Below are 24274 nucleotides of genomic sequence, written 5' to 3'. Positions count from 1 at the left end.
TTTAAATCTTCTTTATCTCAATTGCTAAACCATTCCATAACTCATCGGCAAGCTCTCTTGCCGCAACTTCCGGGAAGTTTAAAGGAAAGAGTGCTGTATTAAGAGCCATCTTTTTATTAAGTGCCACTTTTGCGTTCATGCTATTTTCCAAATGGGTGACTCTAATCGGATCCCCTTCTTTTAGACCTCTTGATTTCGCCTCGTCCGGGTGCAGACTAACAAAAGCTTCTTTAACAAGTTGAAACACATGAGGGTCGTGTTTCATTCGCACCCCATGATCAAATAGTTTCTTCGAAAACGTTGTCTTAAGCTGATGATTGTTTTGCTCGCTAATTGATTCGGAAGATGCGTTAATTCCTTGTCTATTTAAAGGAAGAGTCCCTGGTTTTAAAGACTCTAAAAAGGCGGCATCGGTTGCTAAGGGTTGATTTGCAGCTCTTGCAATTTCAGCAAAAATTCTAGCATCGCTAAAAAGGGTTTCGGGCACTTCTTTCCCGGGAAATAATTTTTGGACTCGGTTTTCAATATTAATAAAGCTTCCCCCTTTTTCGACATAACTTAAGGTTGGCAAAACGACATCGGCTTCTTTTGCAGTCTCTGTTAGGAAAAGATCTTGAACAACTAAAAATTTTAGATTTTTTCGAGCGCTTTCCCATAAACTGCTTTTAAATTTGGCTGCGGGGTTGCATCCGGCCACATAAAGAAAATCCCAGCCATTTTTTGCAGCTTCTTTTAAAACGCTTAGAGCATCAAGCCCAGGATTTTTTAACTTCTCGCCTCTTGGTAAAAGTTCCGGGTGAACTCCAGCATACCGAGCGCCCATGCTATTGCAATTGCCTTCCAAAATATTTAAACTGACATCTTTAAACTCAGAATTTAATTTTAGGATTTGGGAAAGAATAGCCTTCCTATTTTTATTTTGAAGGTATTGACGCCCGACAAAAATAGCCCCTTTCCCCTCAAAATTAGCTAAGGTTTTAACCTGATTTTTTAAAACGTCGATTTCTTCACCCGGTGCATGCAAAATTGTTTCAGTAAAATAAGGGGCGATTTCAGGTGCAAAATGACCTGCAAAAAGGGTTTTGGCGTGTCTATTAATAGCTTGTCTTAAACGAAGCCATAAAACAGGAAACTCTTCCGTCAAGTCAATTCCGAGTAGAATCGCAAAATTTAGTTCCTCTAAACTGCCAATTGAACATTCCATTCCGGGAGACAACCCTTCGTCAGCTAATGAAAAAATAGGGGTTCCGATTCGATGATCAATATTATTTACACCGCCATTTTGACGGATCAATTGCTGAAATAGGTAATTTTCTTCGGTAGTTAACGTGTTGCCGCCAAAAGCTGCTATTCTTGTCTTCCCTTTCACTTCCAGCATTTTTTTTGCGACTAAACCTATGGCTTCCTCGTATTCGGCTTCTCTAAAAACCCCATTTTCTTTAATTAGCGTTTTTTTTAACCGATCCTGGCTTGAGGTGTATTCATAGCCAAACCAGCCCTTATCGCATAGCCATAGGTCATTGACGTCTTTATTCTCGCAAGACCTGGTGCGCATGATTTCACCGTCCCGGGAATCAATAATCATGCTGCAACCGACAGGACATAAAGAACAGGTGGTTTTAGTAGGATGATTATCCCAAGGCCTTGCACGAAATCGATACACTTGGCTTGTAAGAGCACCAACAGGACAGATCATGATCGTATTGCCTATAAACTTTGACTCGATCGGCTCGCCCTTCGGTGTGCCAACTTCGGTTCGATATCCCCTTTCAATAAATTCAAGGGCATGATCTCCCGATAGTTCATCGCAAAACCTTGTGCACCTTGCGCAGATAATGCAACGCTCTCGATCGAGCATTAAAACAGGGCCTAATGGCAAAGGCTTTTTAAAATGTCTTTTTTCTTCAAAGAATCGGCTGACACCCGGGCCATGGGCAAGCGCATTTTCTTGCAAAGGACATTCCCCTCCTCTATCGCATATGGGACAATCAAGGGGATGGTTGATGAGTAAAAGCTCAATTATTTCATTTCTTCCCTGGATGGCTTTTTGGCTTTGGGTTGTGACCACCATGCCGTCTGTTGCAAGAAGGGTGCAAGAAGCTTGCAGCTTACCCATTTTTTCAACTTCAACAAGGCACATTCGGCAAGCGCCAAAAGGAGGCAATCTATCTAAATAGCAAAAAATCGGGATATCAATGCCAAGTTGCTTCGATGCTTGATAAACAGTCGTTCCTTGCGGAACTGAAACCTGATTCCCATCGATGGTTAAAGTAATCAATTTATTTTGAGCCAAAGTCAGCATGTTTCACTTGTAGGGGTAAGCAATACGCATTTTAGGGTATTCATTCGCATTGGGGTTTTTACGGATATAATTTTCAAATTCGCTTCTAAATTCCATCATAGCGCTTAAAATGGGAGGAGCTGCCCCAACTGCCAAGGGACAAAAAGAATTAGTTTCCATATTTTGACAAACTTGCTCGATAACCTTTAAATCTTCAAACGTCCCTTTTCCGTTTTCAATACGAGTGAGTATTTGAACCACCCACCTAGTCCCTTCTCGGCATGGGGTGCATTTGCCGCAGGATTCATTTTGATAGAATTCCATAAGCCTTGTCGCAACTTTTACCATGTCGGCCGTGTCATCTAAAACGATAATGGATGCGGTTCCAAGCGCTGACTTTCTTGCGGCAAGGGACTCAAAATCCATAGGGATATCAAGATCTTTTTCCGTTAATAGGGCGCATGAAGAACCTCCCGGATAGCAAGCTTTAAAGGTCCTGCCGGGCAGCATAAAGCCTGCGGTTTCAAGGACTTCCCTTAAGGAAACCCCGAGAGGAAATTCATAGCAGCCCGGTTTTCTAATTTGTCCGCTGACTTGAAATATTTTAGTTCCGGTATCTTTAGGGGGTTTTCCAATAGATTGGTACCACAGGACACCCTTATTAACGATGTGGGGGAGGTTGCAAAGAGTTTCAACATTATTGATGATGGTAGGCTTGTTATAAAGACCTGAAACAGCCGGAAAAGGAGGCTTAAGCCTTGGTGTCGCTCTATAGCCTTCAAGAGAGTTTAATTGAGCCGTCTCTTCTCCTGCAATGTAAGCTCCGGCGCCCGGATGAACAACAATACTTAAAGAAAAATCAGACCCCAAAATATGGTCGCCTAGATAGCCTGCCTCTTTGGCTTGCCTAACCGCTCTTCTTAAATTTTCAATTCCTTTAAAATATTCTCCGCGGCAGTAAATAAAGCTAAGATTGGCTCCTATGGCATAGCTTGCAAGAATCATCCCTTCAATAATTTGATGAGGGTCATGCTCTATAAGAAGCCTGTCTTTAAAAGTCCCGGGTTCGCTTTCATCGGCATTGCAGACAAGGTATTTTGGCTGATCGGTATTTTTTGGAATAAAACTCCATTTTAACCCTGTTGAAAAGCCGGCTCCGCCTCTTCCTCTAAGCTCTGATTGCTTAACCATTTGGGTTAACATTTCAGGTTCCATTTTTGGAATGACTTTACGAATAGCTTGATAGCCGCCATTAGCTTCATAAGTCTTGATGTCGGACTGGTTGGGATTATCGATATATTCTGTCAGAATGCGCATTTCACCCATGAGAGATAGCCCCTAGATCTACAGGACTTGGGTGACCCGGCCCTTTTTTTGCATCCGCTAATATTTTATCCAAGTCTTCAAGTTTAATAGGCCCTATCACTTCATCATCGACAAGCATCATGGGAGCCTTATCGCAAGCGCCTAAACATTCAGAGGCGAAAACTGTGAATTCCCCATCTTCTGTGACTTCTTTAAGGTCGACCTTTAATTTTTGACAAAGACTTCCTATCACTTCATCTGATCCCCTAAGCATACAGGAAACATTTTTACAAACATGGATGAGATGCTTTCCAACCGGCTTGTCATAAAACATATCATAAAAAGTCACGACCGCATTGACCTCATTTGGCTCAATTCCAAATAGGTCCGCCACTTCGCTTTGAATATCTAGGGGAAGATAGCCGACTTCATTTTGAACAAGGTGTAAAGCCGGTATTAAAGCCGATCTTTTTTTAGGATAGAGCGCTTGTAATTTGAAAATAGCTTCTTTTGTCTTTTCACTTATCATTAGCGATCCACATCTCCAAGTATCGGGTCCATGCTGGCTATGGCCACTACAACGTCTGATAACTTAAGGCCTACCAACACCTTTTTTAATACTTCAACGTGAGTAAAAGAAGGGGATCTCACTCTTAGCCGGTAGGGTTTATTGCTGCCATCAAAAACTAAATAATAGCCAAGCTCTCCTCTTGCCGATTCTACAGCTTCATAAAGCTCGCCGGCTTCCGGGTGAATGCCTTCACTCACAAGTTTAAATTGATGGATGACAGCTTCCATGCTCCTAGCTAATTCTCTTCTTGGAGGGAGCGCCACTTTTCGATCGCTTGTGATGACAGGTCCGGGCTTTAATTTATTAAGACCTTGCTCAACAAGGTGAGCGCTTTCTTTCATTTCATCTCGACGGACAAGATAGCGATCGTAGGAGTCTCCCCTTTTATAAGTCGGGATATCAAATTGGTAGTTTTGATAACCAAGATAGGGATAAATTTTACGGATGTCGTAGGGAACGCCGGCCGCTCTTAACACAGGGCCTGTACACATGTATTGCTTAGCTGTCATTTCATCAATGACAGCCACCCCCTGAAGCCTTTCACACCAGACATAGTTATTGGTTAAAAGAGCGTCTAAATCTTTCCAGGTACTGGGAAAATCTTTTAAAAATTGGCGGACATTCGCTTCAAAGCCAGGCTCTAAATCATAGGCAAGCCCGCCAATTCGCCAGCATGAGGGAAACATCCTTGCGCCGGACATCTCTTCAAAGAGATCTAAAATTTTTTCTCTTTCCGCAAAGCAGTACATGAAGACAGAAGACATGTTAAGCTCAAGCGCGCTTGTTCCAAGCCAAAGCAAATGGCTTGCAATCCTTGATAATTCAAGAAGAATAAGACGGATCGTTTGAGCTCTTTCCGGAACCTCAATCCCCATATTTTTTTCAACGACTTGAGCAAAGGCCTGCTCTTCTGATGGACCCGACAAATAATCCAAGCGATCAACGAGAGTAAACACTTGAAGAAACGTTCTTGACTCGCATTCTTTTTCAACACCTGTATGAAGATAGCCGATAACCGGCTCGGCTGATATTACAACTTCTCCATCAAGACGAAGCTTAAGACGTAAAACACCATGGGTAGACGGGTGCTGCGGCCCTAAATTTAACTCCAGTATTTCCTCTGATCCTATTGGGTCTTCAAGGTCAAATCTTGCTTTTGACATGTGGGATAATTTCCGATGGGTTCTTAGGTTTTACGCCATGTTTGAATTCAACAGATTCTTCAGTTAAAGGATAATCTTTTCTTAAGGGGTGGCCTTTCCAATCGTCTGGCATCAAAATTCTTTTTAACTCGGGATGACCCTTAAAAACGATTCCAAATAGGTCATAGACTTCTCTTTCATACCAATCGGCGCCTTCCCAAAGATGAACGACAGAATCGATGGCATTGTCTCTATTGACAAAACTAATAACGCGAATTCTTTCATAAGTCTTAGGATTATGCAGAAAATAGACCATTTTGGTTTTGATTTCGGGATAGATGTAGTCAACCGCTGTCAAATCCATCAGCACTTCAAAACCATATTCATTTTTTAAAGAGCTAAGAAGCTCAACAATTCTTGAGTTGGCAATTTCAACTGTAATCTGATTATGATAGCGAACCTCTGAAAGAAGGATTTCGGGATCTTTTTCTTTTATCTCGGTAATGATTTCTTCTACTGTCATGTTAACCCCTAAAGTCTCGTCCCGCTTGAATTTTTTTCTGTAGCATAATTAGCCCGTCAATTAAAGCTTCAGGCCTTGGCGGACAGCCTGCCACATAGACATCGACCGGAACTAACTTGTCTACTCCTTGAATAATGGCGTAGTTGTTATAAATCCCGCCGCAAGAAGCGCAATCTCCCATAGCAATGACCCACTTAGGCTCTAGCATCTGTTCATAAATTGTGACTAGAACAGGAGCCATTTTTTGACTGACTCGTCCGGCTACTATCATTACATCGCTTTGTCTTGGGGAAGCTCTAAAAACCTCCATGCCGAATCTTGCCATATCATAGCGGCTTGCGGCAGCAGACATCATTTCAATCGCGCAGCAAGCAAGTCCAAATTGTGCCGGCCAAAGAGAATTTTGTCTTGCCCAGTTAATTAATTTTTCAAGCGGCGCGACTAAAAAAGGAGCCTTTTCTTTATGATTCATTCCCACTGCAATCCCCCTTTTCGCCAAACGTATGTAAAACCAACAACCAAAGCCAACATAAAAAAGAACATTTCATAAAAAGCAAATGAGCCAATTTCTTTCGCAATGACAGCCCATGGATATAAGAAAATGATTTCGATATCAAAAACAAGAAATATGAGCGCTACAAGGTAGTGTCTTAGTAAAAAACGCTCTTCTAAAAGATCAGTCTCTGTTTGAATTCCGGACTCATAGGGCAGGAATTTTACCGGCGATTTATTGATTGAGGGAATGATAGAGGACAGAAAGAGCAGCGTCAAAGTGACAATCAGAGCAAGACCAAGATAAATATAGACGGGAAAAAAATCAGACACCGAAGCCACCTTAATCGTAATCGCGAAAATAAAAATGAAAATTATCTTTACACTTGGCTTCGGTATAGATAGCAATTATTTAAAAAAGCTGTCAACCCTTAACTCTCTTTTAAAAGAAGGTTTTAAAGAAGGAAGGAATATTTTGAAAAATAAAGCCGGTTTAAGGTGAGCCCGGCTTTATGATATTAGACTTTCTTTTGAAATTCCATTCGATGGTTAAATGGGTTCTTTTTGGCAACTTTTTCCGCTAAATTTTTCGACCATAGGTATGCATATGGCCTCAAAATTTATCAAAAAATTTGTCCAACAACAGTCTTCTTTTTCCAATCAAAGCGAATTTCAAAAGAGTTTATTTTAGAGGATGTTTTTGTTCATATAAAAATTATAACCCTCATCATCCTTGCAGCCATCTTTTGTTTTTTGATCAATGCGATCAAAGCACCATCTGTTAAGGTTATGCATTAAATTAGAGGAATTCAAAGGAAATAGAATGGAAGTGATACAAAGAAAGAGAGAACCAAGATTATTGCAAGTTTTATAATAACTCATTTGAGTTTCATAAGAAAATACAGGAAATTTTCCAAAGGTTAAAGCAGTTAGCGCTCCAAATAACGCCATTTTTGCGATTGAAATTATACTCATGATGAGTCTTTCCGGGATCTGGCTTAGCATATAGACTGAAGCGCCTAATCGAGTCCCAGCCCCTACTTCTTTAAAAGAAACATTTAAGTCTAACATAGTATAACCTCTTTACTTATTATTAATTCATCAAAGTTATGTATGTTGACAAAATTTTGTTAAGAAGTTATAAATTTTATATTCAAAAAAAATAAATTGCAATATGAAGAAGAATTCTATTTTAAAAATTTTTTGGGGAAAGTGCCTACAGGGGTTTAGATTAAATACGGCTCGAAAGAATAGCCTTTCTAGCACCCTTTTTGGAATAGCCAGCATATTTCTTTGCTACCTGATCTTCGGCCTTAGTGGAGTTGGCAGCTTAATCGTTTATTTCTGGCTTCGAGCCCTCTTTGAAACCTGGCTAAAAAAGAACTACTTTTTAATAAAGTAAAATTCATAGCTTAGATGCAAGCTTGGAAAAGGGTTTAATTCCACCTTACTGATTCCTAAATCGAAGCCAAGCTTATCTGCCTTCCTAGTTAGATCCTCTATAAAAGGCTCATTTAATTTTTTTGCGTATTCCAGCGCATCTCCGCTTTTCACGTACCAAGTGACTTTTGATAAAGGATTCCCTTTAAAATTTTCGTAAAACACAGGGTCATTAAAATCCCCTGTTAATTCTCCTTCACCGGTTTCTACCGCTAGGGGTTTATTAAATCTAAAAGAAGCAACTTTTCCGGATAAGAACATTACTTCCGCTAAAAACTTCAATCCCTTTTCCATTTCTATTTCATTTTTAAGAAGGGTCGAAATAGGCTCCATTCCATCCCCTTCCAAGGAGATGATAAGAAATTCCGATAAATAGGTGAGTAGATTGCGGGATGGCCAAACTGCAATCAAGCAAGGATTCATTAAGGGATCGATATCGATCGTTGTCTTCCCGACATGTCGATGATAGTCAATTTCTTCAAACTCCCTCTCAGCATAGGTGCAACCCATGGCTGAAGAGAAAACAGGGTTATTTCCACAATAAAGCAAAATGTCCAAAAATTTGTTTTCGGGCTCTCGAAGAGCGATAATTCCATACTTCTTATAAATTTCACGCATCCTTGCAGGAGATACTTCAATATCCAGTTTATCTAAAATGCCGGGATCTTCTTCAATTTTTTTAAAGAAAGCAGAAGTCCAAAACCCGTAAATCACTTTCTCATCGGAAAATTCTGCAGATTTTCGGATTTTTTCTGAAAAATCTTTGAATAACTCTAATAAAGTCTCTTGCGAACCTGCTCTTTTTTCCTTTTCATCAATCTTTTCAAAATAGGCTTCATGCGGATAATAAGGCCCTTTTGGGTACATGTTTAAGAAAACTGACCCTGTTTTAGAATCCGTCATGCTTCCTATAACTTCACTATCTCGTAAAGATTCTTCATGACTTTTGATGTTTAAATGAAAACGGTACCTAAAGTCGTTTTTTTTAATAAAAGGATTGCCTTTACCCACCTCGGATTCTATCAACTCCCTTAAAGTCTCAACCTTTGTATCAGCGGGGACCTGAAAGCTAAGGGGGGGCTTATGGTCTACCCTTCTAATGATTAAGGAAACAAAAGCTTGATCGTTAGCGGTCGCTTGCATGATAATAATTCCTTTTTATTAAAAGGAAATATCGTAAGTAATGCTACTAAATAAAACAACAATTTACTTACTTAATTAAAATAAAAAATTTACTAATTCAGGCGATAGAATCTCCTACGTTAGTAGAATTGAATACCCACTCCCACACCGGCTCTCAACCCCCCGATATCGACACTCGTTTTAAAAACCCCCGGCTGAACGTAATAATCCGCAAAAAAATTGGCAAAATAAGTTCTTTGAATTGGGATATAGAAACCGGATTTTAAAACAAGACCCGGTGAAAAACGACTGACTTTTTCTCTAAAATCATCCCTTCTATTTTTAACATTGATTTCAGAAAGGACACCCCCTAACCCCCAATAAAATTGAGCAAACGGTAGAGGGATCATTTTTTTATACCCCAAGCTCAGGATAGCAAATTTAACTTTGGTATCATTGCCCCCGCATCCGATCGAAGAGCCGCTTTTTGAAAGCCAGTCGAAATTAAGCCAAAACGCTCTTCCTTCATTAAAGAAAGTGTTCACTTCAGCGCCATAAGAGGGCATAACATTTCCATATATTCCTCTAAATCGATGGGATACAGGGACAAAGGCTGAAACTCTAGCTTCAAAAGTGGTTGATTCAAACTCTACTGAAGAAAGTTCAGTGCTAAGAGCTACTAAAACTATTCCAATCCATTTTTTAATCATTGGATCACCTCAATAGGTGTTGGATCGCTTTCAAGCCCCATATTATTTACGGCAGTTATACTGTATCTATAGGCATCCGACTTATTTTTTAACTCTGTAATAAAAGTATGAGGAGCGTTTGCCGGAACTTCCTTAACCAGTTGACCGTTGAAATAAATTCTATAAGCCACAACGTTAGGGCTTGGACTATTAGTCCAAGTCGCTCGAAGGCAATATTCGGTTCTATTTAAGAATTTGTCTTTCCTGAGTTCCCCAATAAAAGTTTCCGGAGGATCCGGGGGCAACGGTTCTATAAACTCCAGAATAATGCCCAGGGCCGGGTCTTGAAAATTTCCGACTAACTTTGATTGAATCTCAAGATATTGCTCAAAAGTAATAAATCCGGACATTAAACCGTCGAAAGAAACAGAAGCTGTGCTTGGCCAAATATTATTCGGGTTATTGATTAACTGTATGTAAAAGTCTTGACCTGTAAAGCTATCGCTATTCATGTTCACTTGAGGGCCTAAAACGCCATTTCCTTCAGCTGCAAGTCCGACGTTGCAATTTAAAAAGGTATTATTCGAAAAATGATAAGGCTGATTGGTTGAACTTAGCAAGTAGACATTATAAGTTGGCGGGTCCAAGAACACCTTTCCTATCGGCATTCCGGTATCGGGATTCAAAACTTCAACATTAGCGGTTGATACAGAACCAACGCAATCAATCGTATTACTCAAAATAGTGGTTAAGCCTGTAGTATCTTGAACATAGACACCAAGTGAAGAATGCCCTGCGATAATATTATTCGCGATATTAAAGTTATTTCCGGCATTAATGCTATAAACGCCAATATTTCCATTGCTAATAGAATTGCTTGTCACCGTCGAATTGGGTGCGGCACCAATTAAAAAGATCCCCACTGAATCCACACCCGGGGTTGCAGAAATAATATCTGCCACCGTGTTATTTATGATGATTGCATGGGCGCCATTTTGGATGACAATGCCATTTAAAGTGGCAAGAGAAGGCGGATCTTCGCCTGTCACCGTGTTTCCTGAAATCACAGCCGTTAAATTGCCTCTCATGGTGATCCCTTGCTTTTGGAATCTATCAACGATATTATCCATCACTTGAATCACATGAGCCCCAAGATCAATCGCTCCCAAAATAGCAAAGCCATGCTGGGCTCCTCCTCCAGGGAAGCTATCTTCTACATTTGTAACCCGATTATTTTGAATAATGCCGCTGGCATTATGGTAGCCGATACCTACAAACCGGAAGCTTAAAAAATTGCTCGCCTGGCTATTGCCATCGACTGTCAAATTCTGGATATTGATATTATTCGCATCTTCTGCCAAAACGATAGGGTGATAGGTCGCCCCATTAATTGTAAAAACAAAGGTGTTATTTAAAGGCGTCATTAAAGTTGGGCAGAGAATGGTCGTGTTATCTCTTCCACTGCCATTTAGGGTAAGGTCTTTATTGATATAAACTTCTTCAACATAAGTTCCCGGAGCAATATTAACAGTCGAACCGGGAGCTGCGGCATCAACCGCGTTTTGAATTGAGCCTGCGGGACCTACATTAACAACTGTAGCAGTACCATTAATCACACCCCCGCTTGGTAAGGAAATAGGCTGATTCAAGTAAAGTGTCGGTGCATCAAAAGTTAAGCTTGTGACAACCCCTGTTGCTGTAATTGGACTTGCCACAGTAATAGAGGTGACAGCTGCAAGCGTCATCGAAACGCCGCCTGTCAAAAGAGAGTTGACGGCTCCTGAAGTAATTATACTATTGACTCCAGGAAACACTAATGGGTTTGAAAGTTCGTTTGCTGTTGTAATATCATTGCCAAGACCAAGACCGTCAATATTGGCTCCCGTTGCTTGAATAGTTATAGTTTCAGGGTCAATGAGTAAAGAGCCGTCAAGACCTGAATCGGAGTGGGCGTCAATAGAACCATCAAAAAATAATTTTTGTGCCGAAGAGACCTCGATATTGCCTCCCTGTTCCATTCCTCTAACATGAATCGTGCCAAGAAAAAGCATTTGATCTTTAGAAAACAGAACGACATCCCCGGCTTTCCCGTTTGTTTTAGCATCGGTAATAATAATAGCCTTTCGATCCATGGACACGATGTCAGAGTTTCGAATCAAAGGGTCTTTACCATGCCATCCCCCTCCTATATAAACATCCCCTCCGAGGCTTTCTCCTGAAGTATCAATTTTGGAATCGTCTTTAAGGAAAATTTCTTTTGCGGTTAAGCAAACCTTTTCGCTTGGGCTAAAGATCCGTCCCTGATGAGATATGGTTTTTTCAGAAGTTATTCTTAACCCATGCACTTCAAGAGAAGACTTTTCCCCTAAGAAAACACTTTCGCTAGAAAGGACTTCTAAAGCTCCATTGGTTATGATTTTCCCATCGATGTGTAAAGGTTTATCTTCTTCATTTAAAAGGAAAACGGTTCCATCTTCTTTTGAGAACTGAATATCTAAGACGTTTTCTTTCTTTAATTCAGAGCATTTAAAAAAAACATGGCTTTCAGCTCTTATTAAAGTTTGATGGTCCCCTTTTGTAATCTCAACTAAAGAGTCCTCTAAAAAAGTTAAAGCATTTAGTGATCGTGCGAAAAGAAAGAAAAGAAACAAAGAAAATCTAAAATAATTCATATATCCTCTGAAATGAAAGAGAGGCTATATAATCCATTTTGAATATTCCCTCAAAACTTTTTAAGTTTTTATCGCAAAGCTTTTAAAGCCATCTTCCTCTTCTTCTTTTTTCTTGGAAGACCCATTACCTGAATAAACTCTAATATCCCTTTGAGGAAAAGGGATCACAATACCGTACTTTGAAAACGCATCATCTAGATGCCATCTGTAACCTGAATAAAGCGAACCATGCGAGCCTTTAGCAGTTAAAAGATTAACCCATACAATCAACTCGAATTCAAGGGCATTGTCACCAAAATTATTCAACACCACCTTTGGATTTTCAAGCCTTGGGTGATTGGAAATAGTACTTGGAACCTCTAGTGCCGCTTCCATGGCGGCTTTTTTTACAAGCTCTTTATCCGTACCATAAGCTACCCCAAACGCAATATGCAATCTTTTATAAGGGTCTTTCATAGTCCAATTCACAAATTTTTGCGCAATGAGTTCAGAATTGGGGACAACCACTTCAATTCCATCAGAGGTTCTAATGATCGTGTTTTGAATGTTGATATCCGTAACTTGACCCCATTCTCCGCTAGATAACTGAATGTAATCGTTTACCTTAATGTTTCTTGAAAAAAGAATAATTAGACTGCTCACAAAGTTATTCACAATCATTTGAAGTCCAAATCCAATCCCGACGCTCAACGCTCCTAAAACAAGCATGAGACTGCTGAAATTTAAGCCAAGGTTAGCTAAGGCAATGGCAATACCGATTAGCATGAGAAGGTAGTGAACTAAACGATCGATGATAAAAAGAGAGGATAAAGAGATCCTATCCTTATGAGTCAAAAATCGCTTTAAAGCTTTTCTTAAAAAGAAGGAGAATAAAGCTGCAAAAGAAACAATTAAAAAACTTTCAATCAAGCTTGAAAGGGTGATCGGGATATCCCCAACTTTAATAATGCTTTGATTTAAGAACTTTTTAGTTTCAATATAAAAGTCGCTAAAGGCATCGCTTAAGGAATAAAAGAAATGAAAGAAAGGCGATTTCTCATAAAGAATCCGCTCCATTTGCCGGGAAAGATGGTAAAGCGCAGCCAACTGTCCTTTAAGTTTATTGATGTTGTTTAAGTTTTCATTCGCGACCTCATATAGCTTAAAAGTTTCATTGGTTTGATCTTCTTCACTTTTCGGGGTATTAAATAAGGTATTGTCAAAATTATGATGTAAAAGTCCTTGAAAAGTCGTTTCAACTTTTAGATTCCAAGCTTTAAGCTCTTGATGAATGTCCTCTAATTCTAGCAACCATTCTGAAAGCTTTTCCTCCAATTGGGCGTCATTTTTGGGAATTTTTTTATCGAGCCATTTTTTAAAAAAAATCTCTGCATGAGACTTTAAAATATCAAGACGTATGAAAGCTTCATGGATGTAGGAGGAAAGAGTTTTTTGGAGAGAGTATTCAACCGCCATTTCATTTTTTAAGCTCTCACCGACTTTGCTTGAGGCGCTCATTTCAGCATGAAGCGAGCCAAGCTCTGCCATGGAGAGGTCTTTTTTTAGGGACTCTAGCTTTTTTTTAAGCTGTTTTTCAGAATCGGTAATAGAAAGATTTGATAACGCGTAAGCAAGCTCAAGCTCTTTTGCTCTTGACTCTTCTAAAAGCGCATTCTTCTTTTCTTTTAAAAGGCGCTCTTTTTGTTTTTCTATAGCATAGCTTGATTGAAGAGAGTATAACTTGAGCCCTTGCAAAAGCCGCTCATTTGTTCTATTAGTAAGTTTTCTATAAGAGGCCATCAAAGCATCTAATTGCTTTTCTGTCTTAGCATTCTTTCTTATTTCTTCGTTTAGCTCTTTTTCTTCTTCATCAATTGCTTTTAAAAGGTTATGATTTTGTGCGGCAATCTCAATATACTCGTCGATGGAATAATTTTTAGAATAAGTCTTAGGTTCCGGCATCTCCACTTTCAAATTTTTAATTTCAGGCAACGCATTCAAATTTACAGCCACTTGATTGACAAATGGTAAAGTCTCTTGCTGCATATCTTCCGGCATTTTATTTTGAAGCTTTTCAAGCTCTTTGACGGCCTCTAAAATTTTGTCATTAAGATCTTTATCCGATTCGAAATAGCCCCACCAATTGGGTTCTAAACAAAATGGAGAAGGACAAGGTTCTTTTTTAACTTCATCTGCCTCTGCATTAAATAATGCCAGAAGGCAAAAAAAACTTATGATTCTTAAGGATCTCATTTACTTTCCCTTAAACCTGAAATTAACGTTTCTTGGGCTTTCCTAGAAAATACCTAACTTCATAAACGAAATTATATTTGTTGACAGTGTAAAATATTTTTTTTATTTTCGCGATTACTCAAAACTTAGCTTTTCAAATAATTTTTTTTAAAATTGGTGCAAGACATGGAACAATCCCTAGAAAGGATCAATACGGCGCTTGTTTCTTTAAGAAAAGGCAAAATGGTCATCTTAGTCGATGAAGAAGCGGCAAATAATGAAGCCCACCTTATTCTTCCGGCAGAAAAGGTGTCCTCAAAAGCCATTAACTTTATGTCAACGGAAGCTAAAGGATTAATCTGTTTAGCTTTAGACCCAAATAAGGTGGAGTCTTTAAAGCTGCCATTAATGTCTAGCTCATCGCATAGTAAAACCGCCTTTACCCTATCCATTGATAAAAAAGAGATTAAAACGGGAAGCTCAGCCCAAGATAGAGCCGAAACCATAAAAACCGCCATCCACCCAAAGGCGTCCCCCCATGATCTTGTCACACCGGGTCATATTTTTCCTTTAAAAGCCTCTCAAAATGGTGTTTTAGAAAAGAGAACGCCCTCTGATGCCGCCGTCGATCTTATGAATATTGCCAAAATGGATCGCTCTTCTGTCATTTGCCAAATATTAAATAATGATGGCGAACTTACCAATCAAGAGGAGCTTAAATTTTTTTCAAGAAAGCACCATATCCCAATTTTAAACATCAAAGACATTATTCATTACCGTCTTTATTACGAAGCGCTTCTTGAAATAAAAAATGAAAAACAACTGGATACGGCTTTTGGCCCTTTCACCTGTTTAACCTATGCGGATAAGATTACAAAAAACGAACATTTTGCGCTTATCAAAGGAAAAATTAAAAACGGCTGCTTGCTCCGTATCCATCAAGGATGCTTAGAAGGGGATGTGTTTTTAAGTAAAAGTTGTCATTGTAAAAAAAATCTTCACGATTCTCTTAATGCCTTATCAAAAGAAAATTCCGGCATACTTTTTTACCACCCCGAGCCCATCACTAAAGACAGATGTCAACATTCTAATTTAAAAATCAGCTACTATGCTCTTGCAAGTCAACTACTTAAGCAATTTGATGTTACGGCTGTCCATGTTCTTATGACCCACCTCCATGAGGTAAACAGCCTTAAATCTTTTGGAATATCGGTTCTTTCTAAAACAAAGCTTGAGCCTTAAACCTCTCCTTTCAATAAACTCTCTTTTTTTGCTTGCGCGATCGAATCCAATCTTGGTAAAACTATAAGCCTTACAAGTTTTTAGAATTGACTTTTTTCGAAAGTCGCTTTTTTTGGAAAATGGGCTGGTTTTGTTCAAATAACAGCTATTTTAACCATTGAATGGAGTTTTGAATGAGCCTAATAAAGCGGAGCAAAAATGAGTTTTGAGGATTCCAAAAACCCTGAATCTAAAATTTCACCTATGATGGCGCAGTGGTATGCCTGCAAAGAAAAGGCGGGAGACGCGCTTTTACTTTTTAGATTGGGCGATTTTTATGAGTCGTTTAACGAAGATGCGGTTTTACTATCTAAAACCTTGGATTTGACTTTAACTAAAAGACAAGAAATTCCCATGGCAGGGATTCCCTCGCATGCTAGCGAATCTTATATAGATAAGTTAATTGCAAAAGGGTTTAGAGTCGCCATTGCGGAGCAAATTGAAGATCCCAAAGAAACAAAAGGGATCGTAAAGCGGGAAGTGGTTCGCTTTGTGTCGCCGGGAGCCTTGGTTCATTCAAGCTTGCTTGAAGAAAAAAATAATAATTATTTTGCGGCAATCACAGAATTTTCTTCTTTTTTTGGATTAAGTTTTATTGACTTAACCACAAGCGCTTTTTACATCGTTGAATTTGATTCAATCTCAAATTTAAGAAATGAACTTTGGAAAATTCTTCCACGTGAAATTATTGTCTCGAAAAAATTTGCTTCACACTATTCTCATTTGCTTCATGACATGGAGCACTCTTTCAACCCGCTTATTCAAAGAGAAGAAAATTGGAAATTTTCATTTGAAAACAGCGTTCATTTTTTACTTAGCCATTTTAAGACGGCTACTCTCGATGGTTTTGGTTTAAAAGAGATGAATCCCGGGATTCAAGCAGGCGGTTGTCTTTTAAAATACTTAAAAGAAAATTTACTTTTGTCCCTTGATCACATTCAATCGGTTAAGACTCTTTCTGAAAATGAGTTCCTATCCATTGATCCTGCGACTCTTCGAAATCTTGAATTGACTCATTCCCTAAAAGATAAAAGCCAAAAAAACACTCTTTTACATATTCTAGATGAGACTTTAACCCCTATGGGCGGAAGGCTTCTAACCGATTGGATACAAAGGCCCCTTCTCTCATTAAAGCACATTCAGGAAAGGCAAAAAGCAGTTGAAGTCTTTGTTAACGGACCTAAATTTTTAGAAACGCTTCGTTATTTTCTTAATTTTGTGAAAGATCTTGAGCGTCTTATGATGCGGATCTCGAGTGCAACGGCCGCCCCAAGAGATGTCGGCGCTCTTTTTCAATCACTGCAATCGCTTCCAAACATTAAAAATTTTTTAAAAGAAAACGCATTTCCAAGCGCCACTTTACAAAAAATTGAAGCAAACATCCATTTGTTTCCTGAAACAGTCGCTCTTCTTAGCAAGGCTTTAAATGACTCTTTGCCTTTAAGATTATCAGACGGTAACATCTTTCGCTTCGGCTATAACAAAGAATTAGACGATCTAAAAACCATAAGAGACAATGGCGATGAGTGGCTTGTTCGCTATCAAGCGGACTTAAGAGAAAAGCTCGGCATTAAAACACTCAAAGTCGGCTTCAATCGCATGTTCGGCTATTATATTGAAGTCAGTAAAGGGCAGGCGCATCAAATGCCCTCTTCTTTTCAAAGAAGACAAACGCTCGTTAACGGAGAGCGTTTTATTTCAGATGAGTTAAAAAGCTTTGAAGAAAAAGTGTTGAGCGCTGAAGAAAAAATTTCATCCCTAGAACAGGGCTTATTTACCGGTTTGCTTATTGAGTTATGTAAAATTTTTAAGCCCGTTATGCAAACAGCGGACGCCCTCGGAAAATTAGACGCTCTGCAATCTCTTGCTCTTACCGCCTCTAATAAAGGTTGGAGATGCCCGATTGTTGAAGATAGCTTTATTATTGAAATTAAAGCCGGACGCCATCCTATCATCGAAGCCTCCGAGTGTTTGGATAGATTTATTCCAAATGACACTTTGCTAGACGATAAAGATCATAGGCTCATTCTCTTAACAGGCCCGAATATGGCCGGGAAATCGACCTACATAAGGCAAGTCGCACTCATTACGATCCTAGCTCAAATGGGAAGCTATGTCCCCGCAGAACATGCAAGAATTGGGATTGTCGATAAAATCTTCACACGTATCGGTGCGCATGATGACCTGGCAAGAGGCCAATCTACTTTCATGGTGGAGATGACAGAATCGGCACATATTCTTCACCATGCCACGGATCGCTCTCTTGTGATTCTAGATGAGATAGGGAGAGGGACAAGCACCTATGATGGCATCTCAATTGCTTGGTCAATAGCTGAGTACTTGCTGCTTCATGAAGGTAAGAGAGCAAGGACTTTATTTGCGACTCATTACTTTGAGTTAACAAAGCTTGAAGAATTAATACCGGGAGCTGTTAATTACACAGTGGCCGTGCATGAAGAGCGCGATCAGATTTTCTTCCTTCATAAGATTATAAAGGGGTCTACCGATAGAAGCTATGGCATCCATGTGGGCCAACTCGCAGGCCTTCCCCTAGAAGTAATTCAGAGAAGTAAAGAAATTTTAGTCGACTTGGAATCGGTCAATTCACGAAAAATAAACTTCACACCGAAAGCACCGAAAAAAATTACGCGGAAAATGATAGAAAATAAGGAGCAAATGAATTTGTTTGCCGAAAGCGGAGTTTCTTAAAAAATAATTTATAATTTTGTAAAGCGCGAAAAAGCATTTATTTTTTCTTAAAGGTTTGATACGCTTAACCTCAAATCCAAGTTGCCCCTGTAATGGTTCAGATTCAATTCTTTTCCCTAAGAACTTGCACCTTGGCTTTCAACATGGAGTAATTGATGCCAAGTACGCTGCCTCTTGAGAAAAGTAAGCTGCAAGCATTTCATAGAAGCGAAGCGCTCCTTTTTCAATTTATCGTCAATGAGTTTATTGTCTCATATAAAGAAAGCCAGGAGCTCCTTCTTCTCACCGAGAAATTCATTGAAAAACCTAATTCCAAAAAGCTTGTCGAGGAATTAAAGAAAAGGATTGAGAAGTTAACCGGCTCCATGAAAGAATCAATGCTCTTTTTTTTCTGGAATCAGCCGGGAGGATGCATAAGCAAGCTCGCCCACTATGCGACCCTTTTTGCAAAATCGACTTTGAAAGACGATGAAAAAATGGCAAGGCGTTATTGCAACCAAGCTTATGCTCACGCACTAAAACTAAATGATATTTTTTTTAGTGAAGAAGAAAAAGAACGTTCCTTGGTGGAAATGGCAAGAGAAATAAAGCCTCTTGCTGAAAAGGTTTTACAAGAGCTCAAGCGTTTAGGTAAAATGATCCCTAAAATTTTCTTGAAAATGACTCAGAATGAAAATGTCGTTTTTTTCCTTTTGAGACATAAAAATGAATTAGAACGTATTTACCCTAAAGGGTTTGTAAAACGCCTTCTAAATAAAAGCTATCCCGAAGGCATAAAGGAAGCAGAGCAGCTTTTGCTAAAAAAATACGAAGAACGCGGTTTCCCTCATTTAATACCCATCATTAAATTGATTATGCAAGACTTATAACATGCCTCATCGGAAAGAATACAAAAAACTTGTTGAAGAGCTGCAGCGTTATGTCCTCGATCAATACCAACCCCATGAAATCCGTTTGGTGGATGAGGCGTCCTATGCTTTTTTTGCAGAAGAAAAAGCTCCTAAAGCGGTAGAGAAAGCTGTTATCCCGTCTTTTAAGGAATCCCCTCTTGCCCAATCCCCTTCTCACCCAAAGCCAAGACCTGCTGAAATAAAGCCTCTTAAACTCCCTGAAAAAGGTGCGGAACCTATTAAATCTGTTTCGCCAAAAAGAGAAGAAAAGATAACAGTTGAGATCCCTTCCACTCCTTTTCGGAAAAATAGCGAAGAGGTTGTCAAAGACTTTTCTTTTGGAGAGATTGAAAAGACTTTAAAGAAAATTGCCCCCAATCTTCAAATTTTAAACGAACCCCTTTTAAGCGAAATCCCGGTAGCTCCGGAAAAACCCAAAGAAAAAAGCATTATTCTCTTATATTCGGAAAACAAAGAAGAAGCTTTTCTCACACGACTCTGTCAAGCCATTAAAACCCAGCTTCATGCCGGGTGTATTATCAGACATTTCAAGACTTTTCAAGATAAAGACTCCTGCCAATCTTTTTTTTCAGAGAATTCATTTCTATTTTTTCTTGGCAATCCGGCGGAAATCGAAACCCTCCCTTTTTTAAACGAGTTTTTTAGACGCACCCAAAAAAATTCTCTTTGCTATCTTGGCGGCGCTCCTTTCATCCCGTTAGAAAAAGAACAAGACTACGAAAGCGAGCCTGCAAAAAAGCGTGAACTTTGGAAGCAGATTAAACTCTTACTGGCAGGAAGTCACAAGCTGTAATGTCTTCAAAAAAGCTTTATGCTTCGGTTATTTTAGATTCTTTAGATAAAAGCTTTGATTATTACATCCCAAAAGATTTGCAAGACTTGCTAACGCCGGGCATGAGAGTTGTAGTTCCCGTTAGAAACACCACAAGAAAAGGGTTTGTCTCTGAAATTAAGGAAACAGCTTCTTTTAAAGACCCTAAACCAATCCTTAGCATCGATGCTGAAAAAAGTCTTATCACAAAGCCTTTATTTGATCTCGCCCTATGGATTTCAAAATATTATATCACCCCTATCGGGAAAGTCTTAACCTCGATTTTGCCAGCAAGCCTAAGAAAGACAAAGAAGCATAAAGAACAGTATTTTGTTAGAAAAAAAATAACCCAAGAAGAGATGCGGCAGCTTATCGTCAATTTACTGTCAAAATCCCCTGAACAAGCAAGGGTGCTTGAGGTGATCTTAAAAAGTGAAAAAGGAATTTTACTAACAGAGCTTCTTGAAAAAGCAGACGTCTCAAAAAGCCCAATCAATACTCTTGTTAAAAATGGGGTTTTAGAAATTGAACGTGTTGTCATTGGCAGATCCCCTTTATCAAATGAAGATTATTTTAAGACTAGGCCCAAGAAATTAAACCCCGATCAAGAAGAGGCTTTTTCTGCTATAAAAAGCGATTTAGAGAAGGAAGCTTTTAAAGTTCATTTAATCCATGGAGTGACAGGAAGCGGAAAAACTGAAGTCTATATGCAGGCCATCGATGTGGCTTTAAAACTGAAAAAAAGAGCCATCATCTTAGTTCCTGAAATTTCTTTAACACCGCAAACGATCGAGCGTTTTAAAAGCCGTTTTGATGTGCCTATTGCGATCTTGCATCATCAAATAAGCGATGGGGAGCGTTTTGATGCTTGGCATGGCATTAAAGAAGGTAAATTTGACATTGTCATTGGAGCGAGATCCGCTGTCTTTAGCCCGGTTCAAAACCTTGGCCTTATTATTGTCGATGAGGAGCATGAAAGTTCTTATAAACAATCGGAAGAGATGCCTTGCTACCATGCGAGGGATGTCGCTTGTATGCGCGGCAAGCTTGAAAAGGCCGTTGTTATTTTAGGAAGTGCGACCCCATCGCTTGAAAGCTATCGAAATTCAGAGCTAAATAAATATCACTTATCCGAGCTTAAGCTAAGAGCTGAGGTCAGCGATTTACCAACAGTTCACGTCATCGATATGAAGCATGAGTATGCCAAGAAAAAGCAATTCACCCTTTTTTCAGAGCTTTTGCTTGATAAAATCGCAAATGGCATAAAAAGAGGCGAGCAGTCTCTCCTATTTTTAAATAGACGCGGCTATCATAGCTTTCAGATGTGTCTCTCGTGCGGAAAATCAACGGAATGCAAGCACTGCGACACGGCCTTAACCTTCCATAAAACGCAAAATGCTTTAGTTTGCCATCTTTGCGGCTATAGAATCGAGCCTCCGCCAAAAGCCTGTCTTTTTTGCGGAAGTCAAGACCCGCTACGTTTTAAGGGCGCCGGAACAGAACTTGTCGAAAAGCAGCTCTACGCCCTCTTTCCCGAGGTTAGAATTATAAGACTTGATGCCGACACAACCAAACATAAAGGGAGCCAAAGAAAACTACTCAAAGAATTTGCGACCGGCAAAGCCGATATCTTGGTGGGAACTCAAATGATAGCTAAGGGCCTTCATTTTCCTGAAGTCACTCTTGTCGGTGTCTTAAATTGCGACGCCAATTTAAATATCCCGGACTTTAGATCTCATGAAACTGCTTTTCAAATTTTAACACAAGTCGCAGGACGTGCAGGTCGAGGCCGGTTTAAAGGTGAAGTTATTTTTCAGACCTGTATTCCCGACCACGAAGTGATTCAATTTGCCAAAAATCAGGATTACAAAAGTTTTTATAATTACGAAAAAGAAGTTCGAAATCTTTTTCAGTTCCCCCCATTTACAACGCTTGCCAAAATCAGGCTTACCGGAACGGATGAAAAAAAGACTGAGGGTCTGCTGCAGCGTTTTCGAGAGGAAATGATCTCTCACCTACCCTCGGATTATGTGCTTTATCCGGTCCTTCCAAGCGGCCATGCGAAAGTAAAAGATAACTTTTATTTCCAATTTTTAGTAAAAGGCCAAAGTCCTGTTCCTATGCAAAAAGCTTTTTTGGCTTGTAAAGAAGCAAAACTGATCCCAAGCGCTTTCCGTCTCCACATCGATATCAACCCTCTAAATACTTTTTTTTAATAATCCTCCCAATATGATAGGATATACGAAAAAGCAGGAGCCAATCATGACTTCTTATATTAGAGATTTTTTTAAATCTGACAATAAAACAAAATATTTCATTTTAACTTTAGCAGTTTATAGTTTAGCCTTAATCCTCACCACTGTATACTGTTACGCACGACTTGACTTTGTTAGAAGCGGCCAATCAAGTCAAAATGAACCAGGCGAAATTATTGGCTATCAATCAAATTAATTTTAAGGAAAACCCTAAATGCATAAGGAATCTTCTGAAGAGCTTTCAGTGAAAAAACCCGAATATCTGGATTATGAGGAATACAATAACCGCCTCCGAAAACTTGAAGAGCTTAAAGCTCTAGGCATCAATCCCTACCCTCATGAATATAAACAAAGCCATACAAGTGAAGACCTTCGCATTAAGTATCAAGACCCATCTTCCTTAGGCCATAGTGAAGAAGCACAAGCCGGAACAACGCCTCTTGCGAAAGTTGCCGGAAGACTCGTGCTGTTCCGTGCCATGGGAAAAAATATTTTTGCCCAGCTTCAAGATGAAGAAGGCAGGATTCAGGTGATGTTTAACAGGGATCTTACCAAAGTTGAAGGGTATGAACCCTCTGATTTAAGCGATGCCCCATCCCACATTAAGATTATCGAGAAAAAATTTGATCTAGGGGATATTATAGGCGTTGAAGGACATCTTTTCTTTACGCAAAAAGGTGAACTTACTATTTTCGCTAAAAAAGTCACTCTTCTTTGCAAAACCCTCCTTCCTTTGCCTGAAAAGCATAGCGGCCTTCATGATAAAGAGCTTCGCTATAGAAAGCGCTGGCTAGATCTTATCAGCAACCCTGAAGTGAAAGAAGCCTTTAAAAAAAGGTCTGAGATCTTACGCATTATTCGAAAATACTGTGAAGACATCGGCTTCATGGAAGTTGAAACACCGATTGTCCAGTCCATTTATGGCGGCGCTGAAGCCAAACCTTTTCGAACTAAATTAAACGCTCTTAACCAAGACATGTTCCTTAGAATTTCTCTTGAAATTCCGCTAAAGAAATTAATTATAGGCGGCTTTCCAAAAGTCTATGAAATCGGAAAATGCTTTAGAAATGAAGGCTTAAGCCGTAAGCATAACCCGGAATTCACACTCCTTGAAGCCTACGCAAGCTACTGGGATTACCATGACATGATGGATTTTGTGGAAAGACTCTATGAAAAAATTGCGCTCACACTGTTTGGATCGACAAGATTTAAAGTGAATCGTTTTGATACTGGCGAAGAAATGGAAATTGATGTCAAAGCGCCTTGGATTCGTCTTTCGATGAAAGACAGCATAAAAAAATATGCTCATATTGATGTCGACTCTAAAACCGATGAAGAGCTAAGAAAAATCCTCTTAGAGAGCGGCCATTTTGAAGAGGCTAAACTTAAAACCTTGTCACGCGGTCTTTTGATTGCAGGCGTCTTTGAAGTGTTTGTTGAGCCAAGCCTTCTTCAACCGCATCACATCATTGATCATCCTGTTGAAACAACCGTGCTTTGCAAGCTGCACCGCGATAAAGAACTTTGCCAAGAAGGGCTCATTGAGCGTTTTGAAAGCTTTCTTTTAGGCGGAGAAATTTGCAATGCTTACTCCGAGTTAAATGACCCTGTGCTTCAAAGAACGCTTCTTGATGGCCAGCAGCAAAGAAGGGATGCGGGCGATGAGGAAGCAGCGCCACTTGATGAAGAGTTTCTTGAAGCGATTGCTCAAGGGATGCCTCCTGCTGCCGGTGTCGGTATCGGAATCGACCGTTTAGTGATGCTTTTCACAAATGCCCATTCCATCCGTGATGTTCTTTTCTTCCCTTGGATGAAACCGCAATAAATCTAATAGTCATGCTTGAGCCAACCCTTGGTTC

At 39.5% G+C, this 24274-nt stretch carries 18 protein-coding genes; 6 read left to right on the top strand and 12 right to left on the bottom strand.

What is annotated here, in order from left to right; all coding sequences use genetic code 11:
* Nucleotide 1 precedes the first annotated feature (1 nt).
* From nuoG to CSEC_RS12545, 12 genes are all read right to left on the bottom strand, one after another.
* Complete coding sequence (gene nuoG / locus CSEC_RS03045) at nt 2–2302, bottom strand: NADH-quinone oxidoreductase subunit NuoG (RefSeq protein WP_041016929.1); 2301 nt, start codon at nt 2300–2302, stop codon at nt 2–4.
* A gap of 3 nt (nt 2303–2305) precedes the next feature.
* Nucleotides 2306–3607 (bottom strand): NADH-quinone oxidoreductase subunit NuoF, encoded by a 1302-nt coding sequence (gene nuoF / locus CSEC_RS03040; RefSeq protein WP_041016928.1) that lies wholly within the window; start codon nt 3605–3607, stop codon nt 2306–2308.
* Nucleotides 3600–4115 carry an NADH-quinone oxidoreductase subunit NuoE gene (nuoE, locus tag CSEC_RS03035; protein WP_041016927.1) on the bottom strand — a complete coding sequence of 172 codons (516 nt, stop codon included), beginning with the start codon at nt 4113–4115 and terminating at the stop codon, nt 3600–3602. The genes nuoF and nuoE overlap by 8 nt, the downstream gene beginning before the upstream one ends.
* Entirely contained in the window at nt 4115–5320 is a 1206-nt protein-coding gene (locus CSEC_RS03030; RefSeq protein ID WP_041016926.1) for an NADH-quinone oxidoreductase subunit D, read from the bottom strand. The genes nuoE and CSEC_RS03030 overlap by 1 nt, the downstream gene beginning before the upstream one ends.
* Nucleotides 5301–5822 carry an NADH-quinone oxidoreductase subunit C gene (locus CSEC_RS03025; RefSeq protein WP_041016925.1) on the bottom strand — a complete coding sequence of 174 codons (522 nt, stop codon included), beginning with the start codon at nt 5820–5822 and terminating at the stop codon, nt 5301–5303. The genes CSEC_RS03030 and CSEC_RS03025 overlap by 20 nt, the downstream gene beginning before the upstream one ends.
* 1 nt (nt 5823) lies before the next feature.
* On the bottom strand, nt 5824–6294 hold the full coding sequence (locus CSEC_RS03020; protein ID WP_041016924.1) for an NADH-quinone oxidoreductase subunit B: 471 nt from the start codon (nt 6292–6294) through the stop codon (nt 5824–5826).
* A complete protein-coding gene (locus tag CSEC_RS03015) occupies nt 6291–6647 on the bottom strand; it encodes an NADH-quinone oxidoreductase subunit A (protein ID WP_041016923.1) in 357 nt (118 codons plus the stop codon). Before CSEC_RS03015 ends, CSEC_RS03020 begins: the two co-directional genes overlap by 4 nt.
* Before the next feature lie 354 nt (nt 6648–7001).
* A complete protein-coding gene (locus CSEC_RS03010) occupies nt 7002–7385 on the bottom strand; it encodes a hypothetical protein (protein ID WP_041016922.1) in 384 nt (127 codons plus the stop codon).
* Between the two features lie 312 nt (nt 7386–7697).
* A complete protein-coding gene (locus tag CSEC_RS03000) occupies nt 7698–8897 on the bottom strand; it encodes a hypothetical protein (RefSeq protein ID WP_041016920.1) in 1200 nt (399 codons plus the stop codon).
* Nucleotides 8898–9016: 119 nt separating this feature from the next.
* Nucleotides 9017–9586: a hypothetical protein gene (locus tag CSEC_RS02995; protein ID WP_041016919.1), complete on the bottom strand. Its 570-nt coding sequence runs from the start codon at nt 9584–9586 to the stop codon at nt 9017–9019.
* Nucleotides 9583–12237 (bottom strand): fibronectin type III domain-containing protein, encoded by a 2655-nt coding sequence (locus CSEC_RS02990; RefSeq protein WP_041016918.1) that lies wholly within the window; start codon nt 12235–12237, stop codon nt 9583–9585. The genes CSEC_RS02995 and CSEC_RS02990 overlap by 4 nt, the downstream gene beginning before the upstream one ends.
* A 60-nt stretch (nt 12238–12297) precedes the next feature.
* Entirely contained in the window at nt 12298–14469 is a 2172-nt protein-coding gene (locus tag CSEC_RS12545; RefSeq protein WP_053331719.1) for a mechanosensitive ion channel domain-containing protein, read from the bottom strand.
* A 165-nt stretch (nt 14470–14634) separates the two neighbouring features.
* On the opposite strand from CSEC_RS12545, the gene ribB reads away from it, so the two are divergent.
* The 6 genes from ribB (at nt 14635) to lysS (ending at nt 24240) form a co-directional block, all read left to right on the top strand.
* Nucleotides 14635–15690: a 3,4-dihydroxy-2-butanone-4-phosphate synthase gene (gene ribB, locus CSEC_RS02980; RefSeq protein ID WP_053331718.1), complete on the top strand. Its 1056-nt coding sequence runs from the start codon at nt 14635–14637 to the stop codon at nt 15688–15690.
* Nucleotides 15691–15888: 198 nt separating this feature from the next.
* On the top strand, nt 15889–18438 hold the full coding sequence (mutS, locus tag CSEC_RS02975) for a DNA mismatch repair protein MutS (RefSeq protein ID WP_041016917.1): 2550 nt from the start codon (nt 15889–15891) through the stop codon (nt 18436–18438).
* A gap of 155 nt (nt 18439–18593) precedes the next feature.
* Nucleotides 18594–19307: a hypothetical protein gene (locus tag CSEC_RS02970; protein ID WP_041016916.1), complete on the top strand. Its 714-nt coding sequence runs from the start codon at nt 18594–18596 to the stop codon at nt 19305–19307.
* Nucleotide 19308: 1 nt separating this feature from the next.
* Nucleotides 19309–20142 (top strand): hypothetical protein, encoded by an 834-nt coding sequence (locus tag CSEC_RS02965; RefSeq protein ID WP_041016915.1) that lies wholly within the window; start codon nt 19309–19311, stop codon nt 20140–20142.
* The gene (gene priA / locus CSEC_RS02960) at nt 20142–22376 is read left to right on the top strand and encodes a primosomal protein N' (RefSeq protein WP_041016914.1); all 2235 of its coding nucleotides are present in this window, start codon (nt 20142–20144) and stop codon (nt 22374–22376) included. Before CSEC_RS02965 ends, priA begins: the two co-directional genes overlap by 1 nt.
* 253 nt (nt 22377–22629) lie before the next feature.
* Nucleotides 22630–24240, top strand: coding sequence for a lysine--tRNA ligase (gene lysS / locus CSEC_RS02950; RefSeq protein WP_053331717.1), 1611 nt, complete (start codon nt 22630–22632; stop codon nt 24238–24240).
* Nucleotides 24241–24274: the final 34 nt, after the last annotated feature.

The organism is Criblamydia sequanensis CRIB-18 (genome assembly GCF_000750955.1).
Classification (GTDB): domain Bacteria; phylum Chlamydiota; class Chlamydiia; order Chlamydiales; family Criblamydiaceae; genus Criblamydia; species Criblamydia sequanensis.
The sequence above is the reverse complement of the archived record's forward strand: the minus strand, read 5'-3'. Positions and strand labels throughout refer to the sequence as shown.

What these genes read in the sequence shown, in the direction of transcription:
- priA (WP_041016914.1), top strand. Translation starts at nt 20,142, where the DNA reads ATGTCTTCAAAAAAGCTTTATGCTTCGGTTATTTTAGATTCTTTAGAT.
- CSEC_RS03020 (WP_041016924.1), bottom strand. Translation starts at nt 6,294, where the DNA reads ATGAATCATAAAGAAAAGGCTCCTTTTTTAGTCGCGCCGCTTGAAAAA.
- nuoF (WP_041016928.1), bottom strand. Translation starts at nt 3,607, where the DNA reads ATGGGTGAAATGCGCATTCTGACAGAATATATCGATAATCCCAACCAG.
- CSEC_RS12545 (WP_053331719.1), bottom strand. Translation starts at nt 14,469, where the DNA reads ATGAGATCCTTAAGAATCATAAGTTTTTTTTGCCTTCTGGCATTATTT.
- CSEC_RS02970 (WP_041016916.1), top strand. Translation starts at nt 18,594, where the DNA reads ATGCCAAGTACGCTGCCTCTTGAGAAAAGTAAGCTGCAAGCATTTCAT.
- nuoG (WP_041016929.1), bottom strand. Translation starts at nt 2,302, where the DNA reads ATGCTGACTTTGGCTCAAAATAAATTGATTACTTTAACCATCGATGGG.
- CSEC_RS02995 (WP_041016919.1), bottom strand. Translation starts at nt 9,586, where the DNA reads ATGATTAAAAAATGGATTGGAATAGTTTTAGTAGCTCTTAGCACTGAA.
- CSEC_RS03010 (WP_041016922.1), bottom strand. Translation starts at nt 7,385, where the DNA reads ATGTTAGACTTAAATGTTTCTTTTAAAGAAGTAGGGGCTGGGACTCGA.
- CSEC_RS02965 (WP_041016915.1), top strand. Translation starts at nt 19,309, where the DNA reads ATGCCTCATCGGAAAGAATACAAAAAACTTGTTGAAGAGCTGCAGCGT.
- nuoE (WP_041016927.1), bottom strand. Translation starts at nt 4,115, where the DNA reads ATGATAAGTGAAAAGACAAAAGAAGCTATTTTCAAATTACAAGCGCTC.
- mutS (WP_041016917.1), top strand. Translation starts at nt 15,889, where the DNA reads ATGAGTTTTGAGGATTCCAAAAACCCTGAATCTAAAATTTCACCTATG.
- lysS (WP_053331717.1), top strand. Translation starts at nt 22,630, where the DNA reads ATGCATAAGGAATCTTCTGAAGAGCTTTCAGTGAAAAAACCCGAATAT.
- CSEC_RS03000 (WP_041016920.1), bottom strand. Translation starts at nt 8,897, where the DNA reads ATGCAAGCGACCGCTAACGATCAAGCTTTTGTTTCCTTAATCATTAGA.
- ribB (WP_053331718.1), top strand. Translation starts at nt 14,635, where the DNA reads ATGGAACAATCCCTAGAAAGGATCAATACGGCGCTTGTTTCTTTAAGA.
- CSEC_RS03025 (WP_041016925.1), bottom strand. Translation starts at nt 5,822, where the DNA reads ATGACAGTAGAAGAAATCATTACCGAGATAAAAGAAAAAGATCCCGAA.
- CSEC_RS02990 (WP_041016918.1), bottom strand. Translation starts at nt 12,237, where the DNA reads ATGAATTATTTTAGATTTTCTTTGTTTCTTTTCTTTCTTTTCGCACGA.
- CSEC_RS03030 (WP_041016926.1), bottom strand. Translation starts at nt 5,320, where the DNA reads ATGTCAAAAGCAAGATTTGACCTTGAAGACCCAATAGGATCAGAGGAA.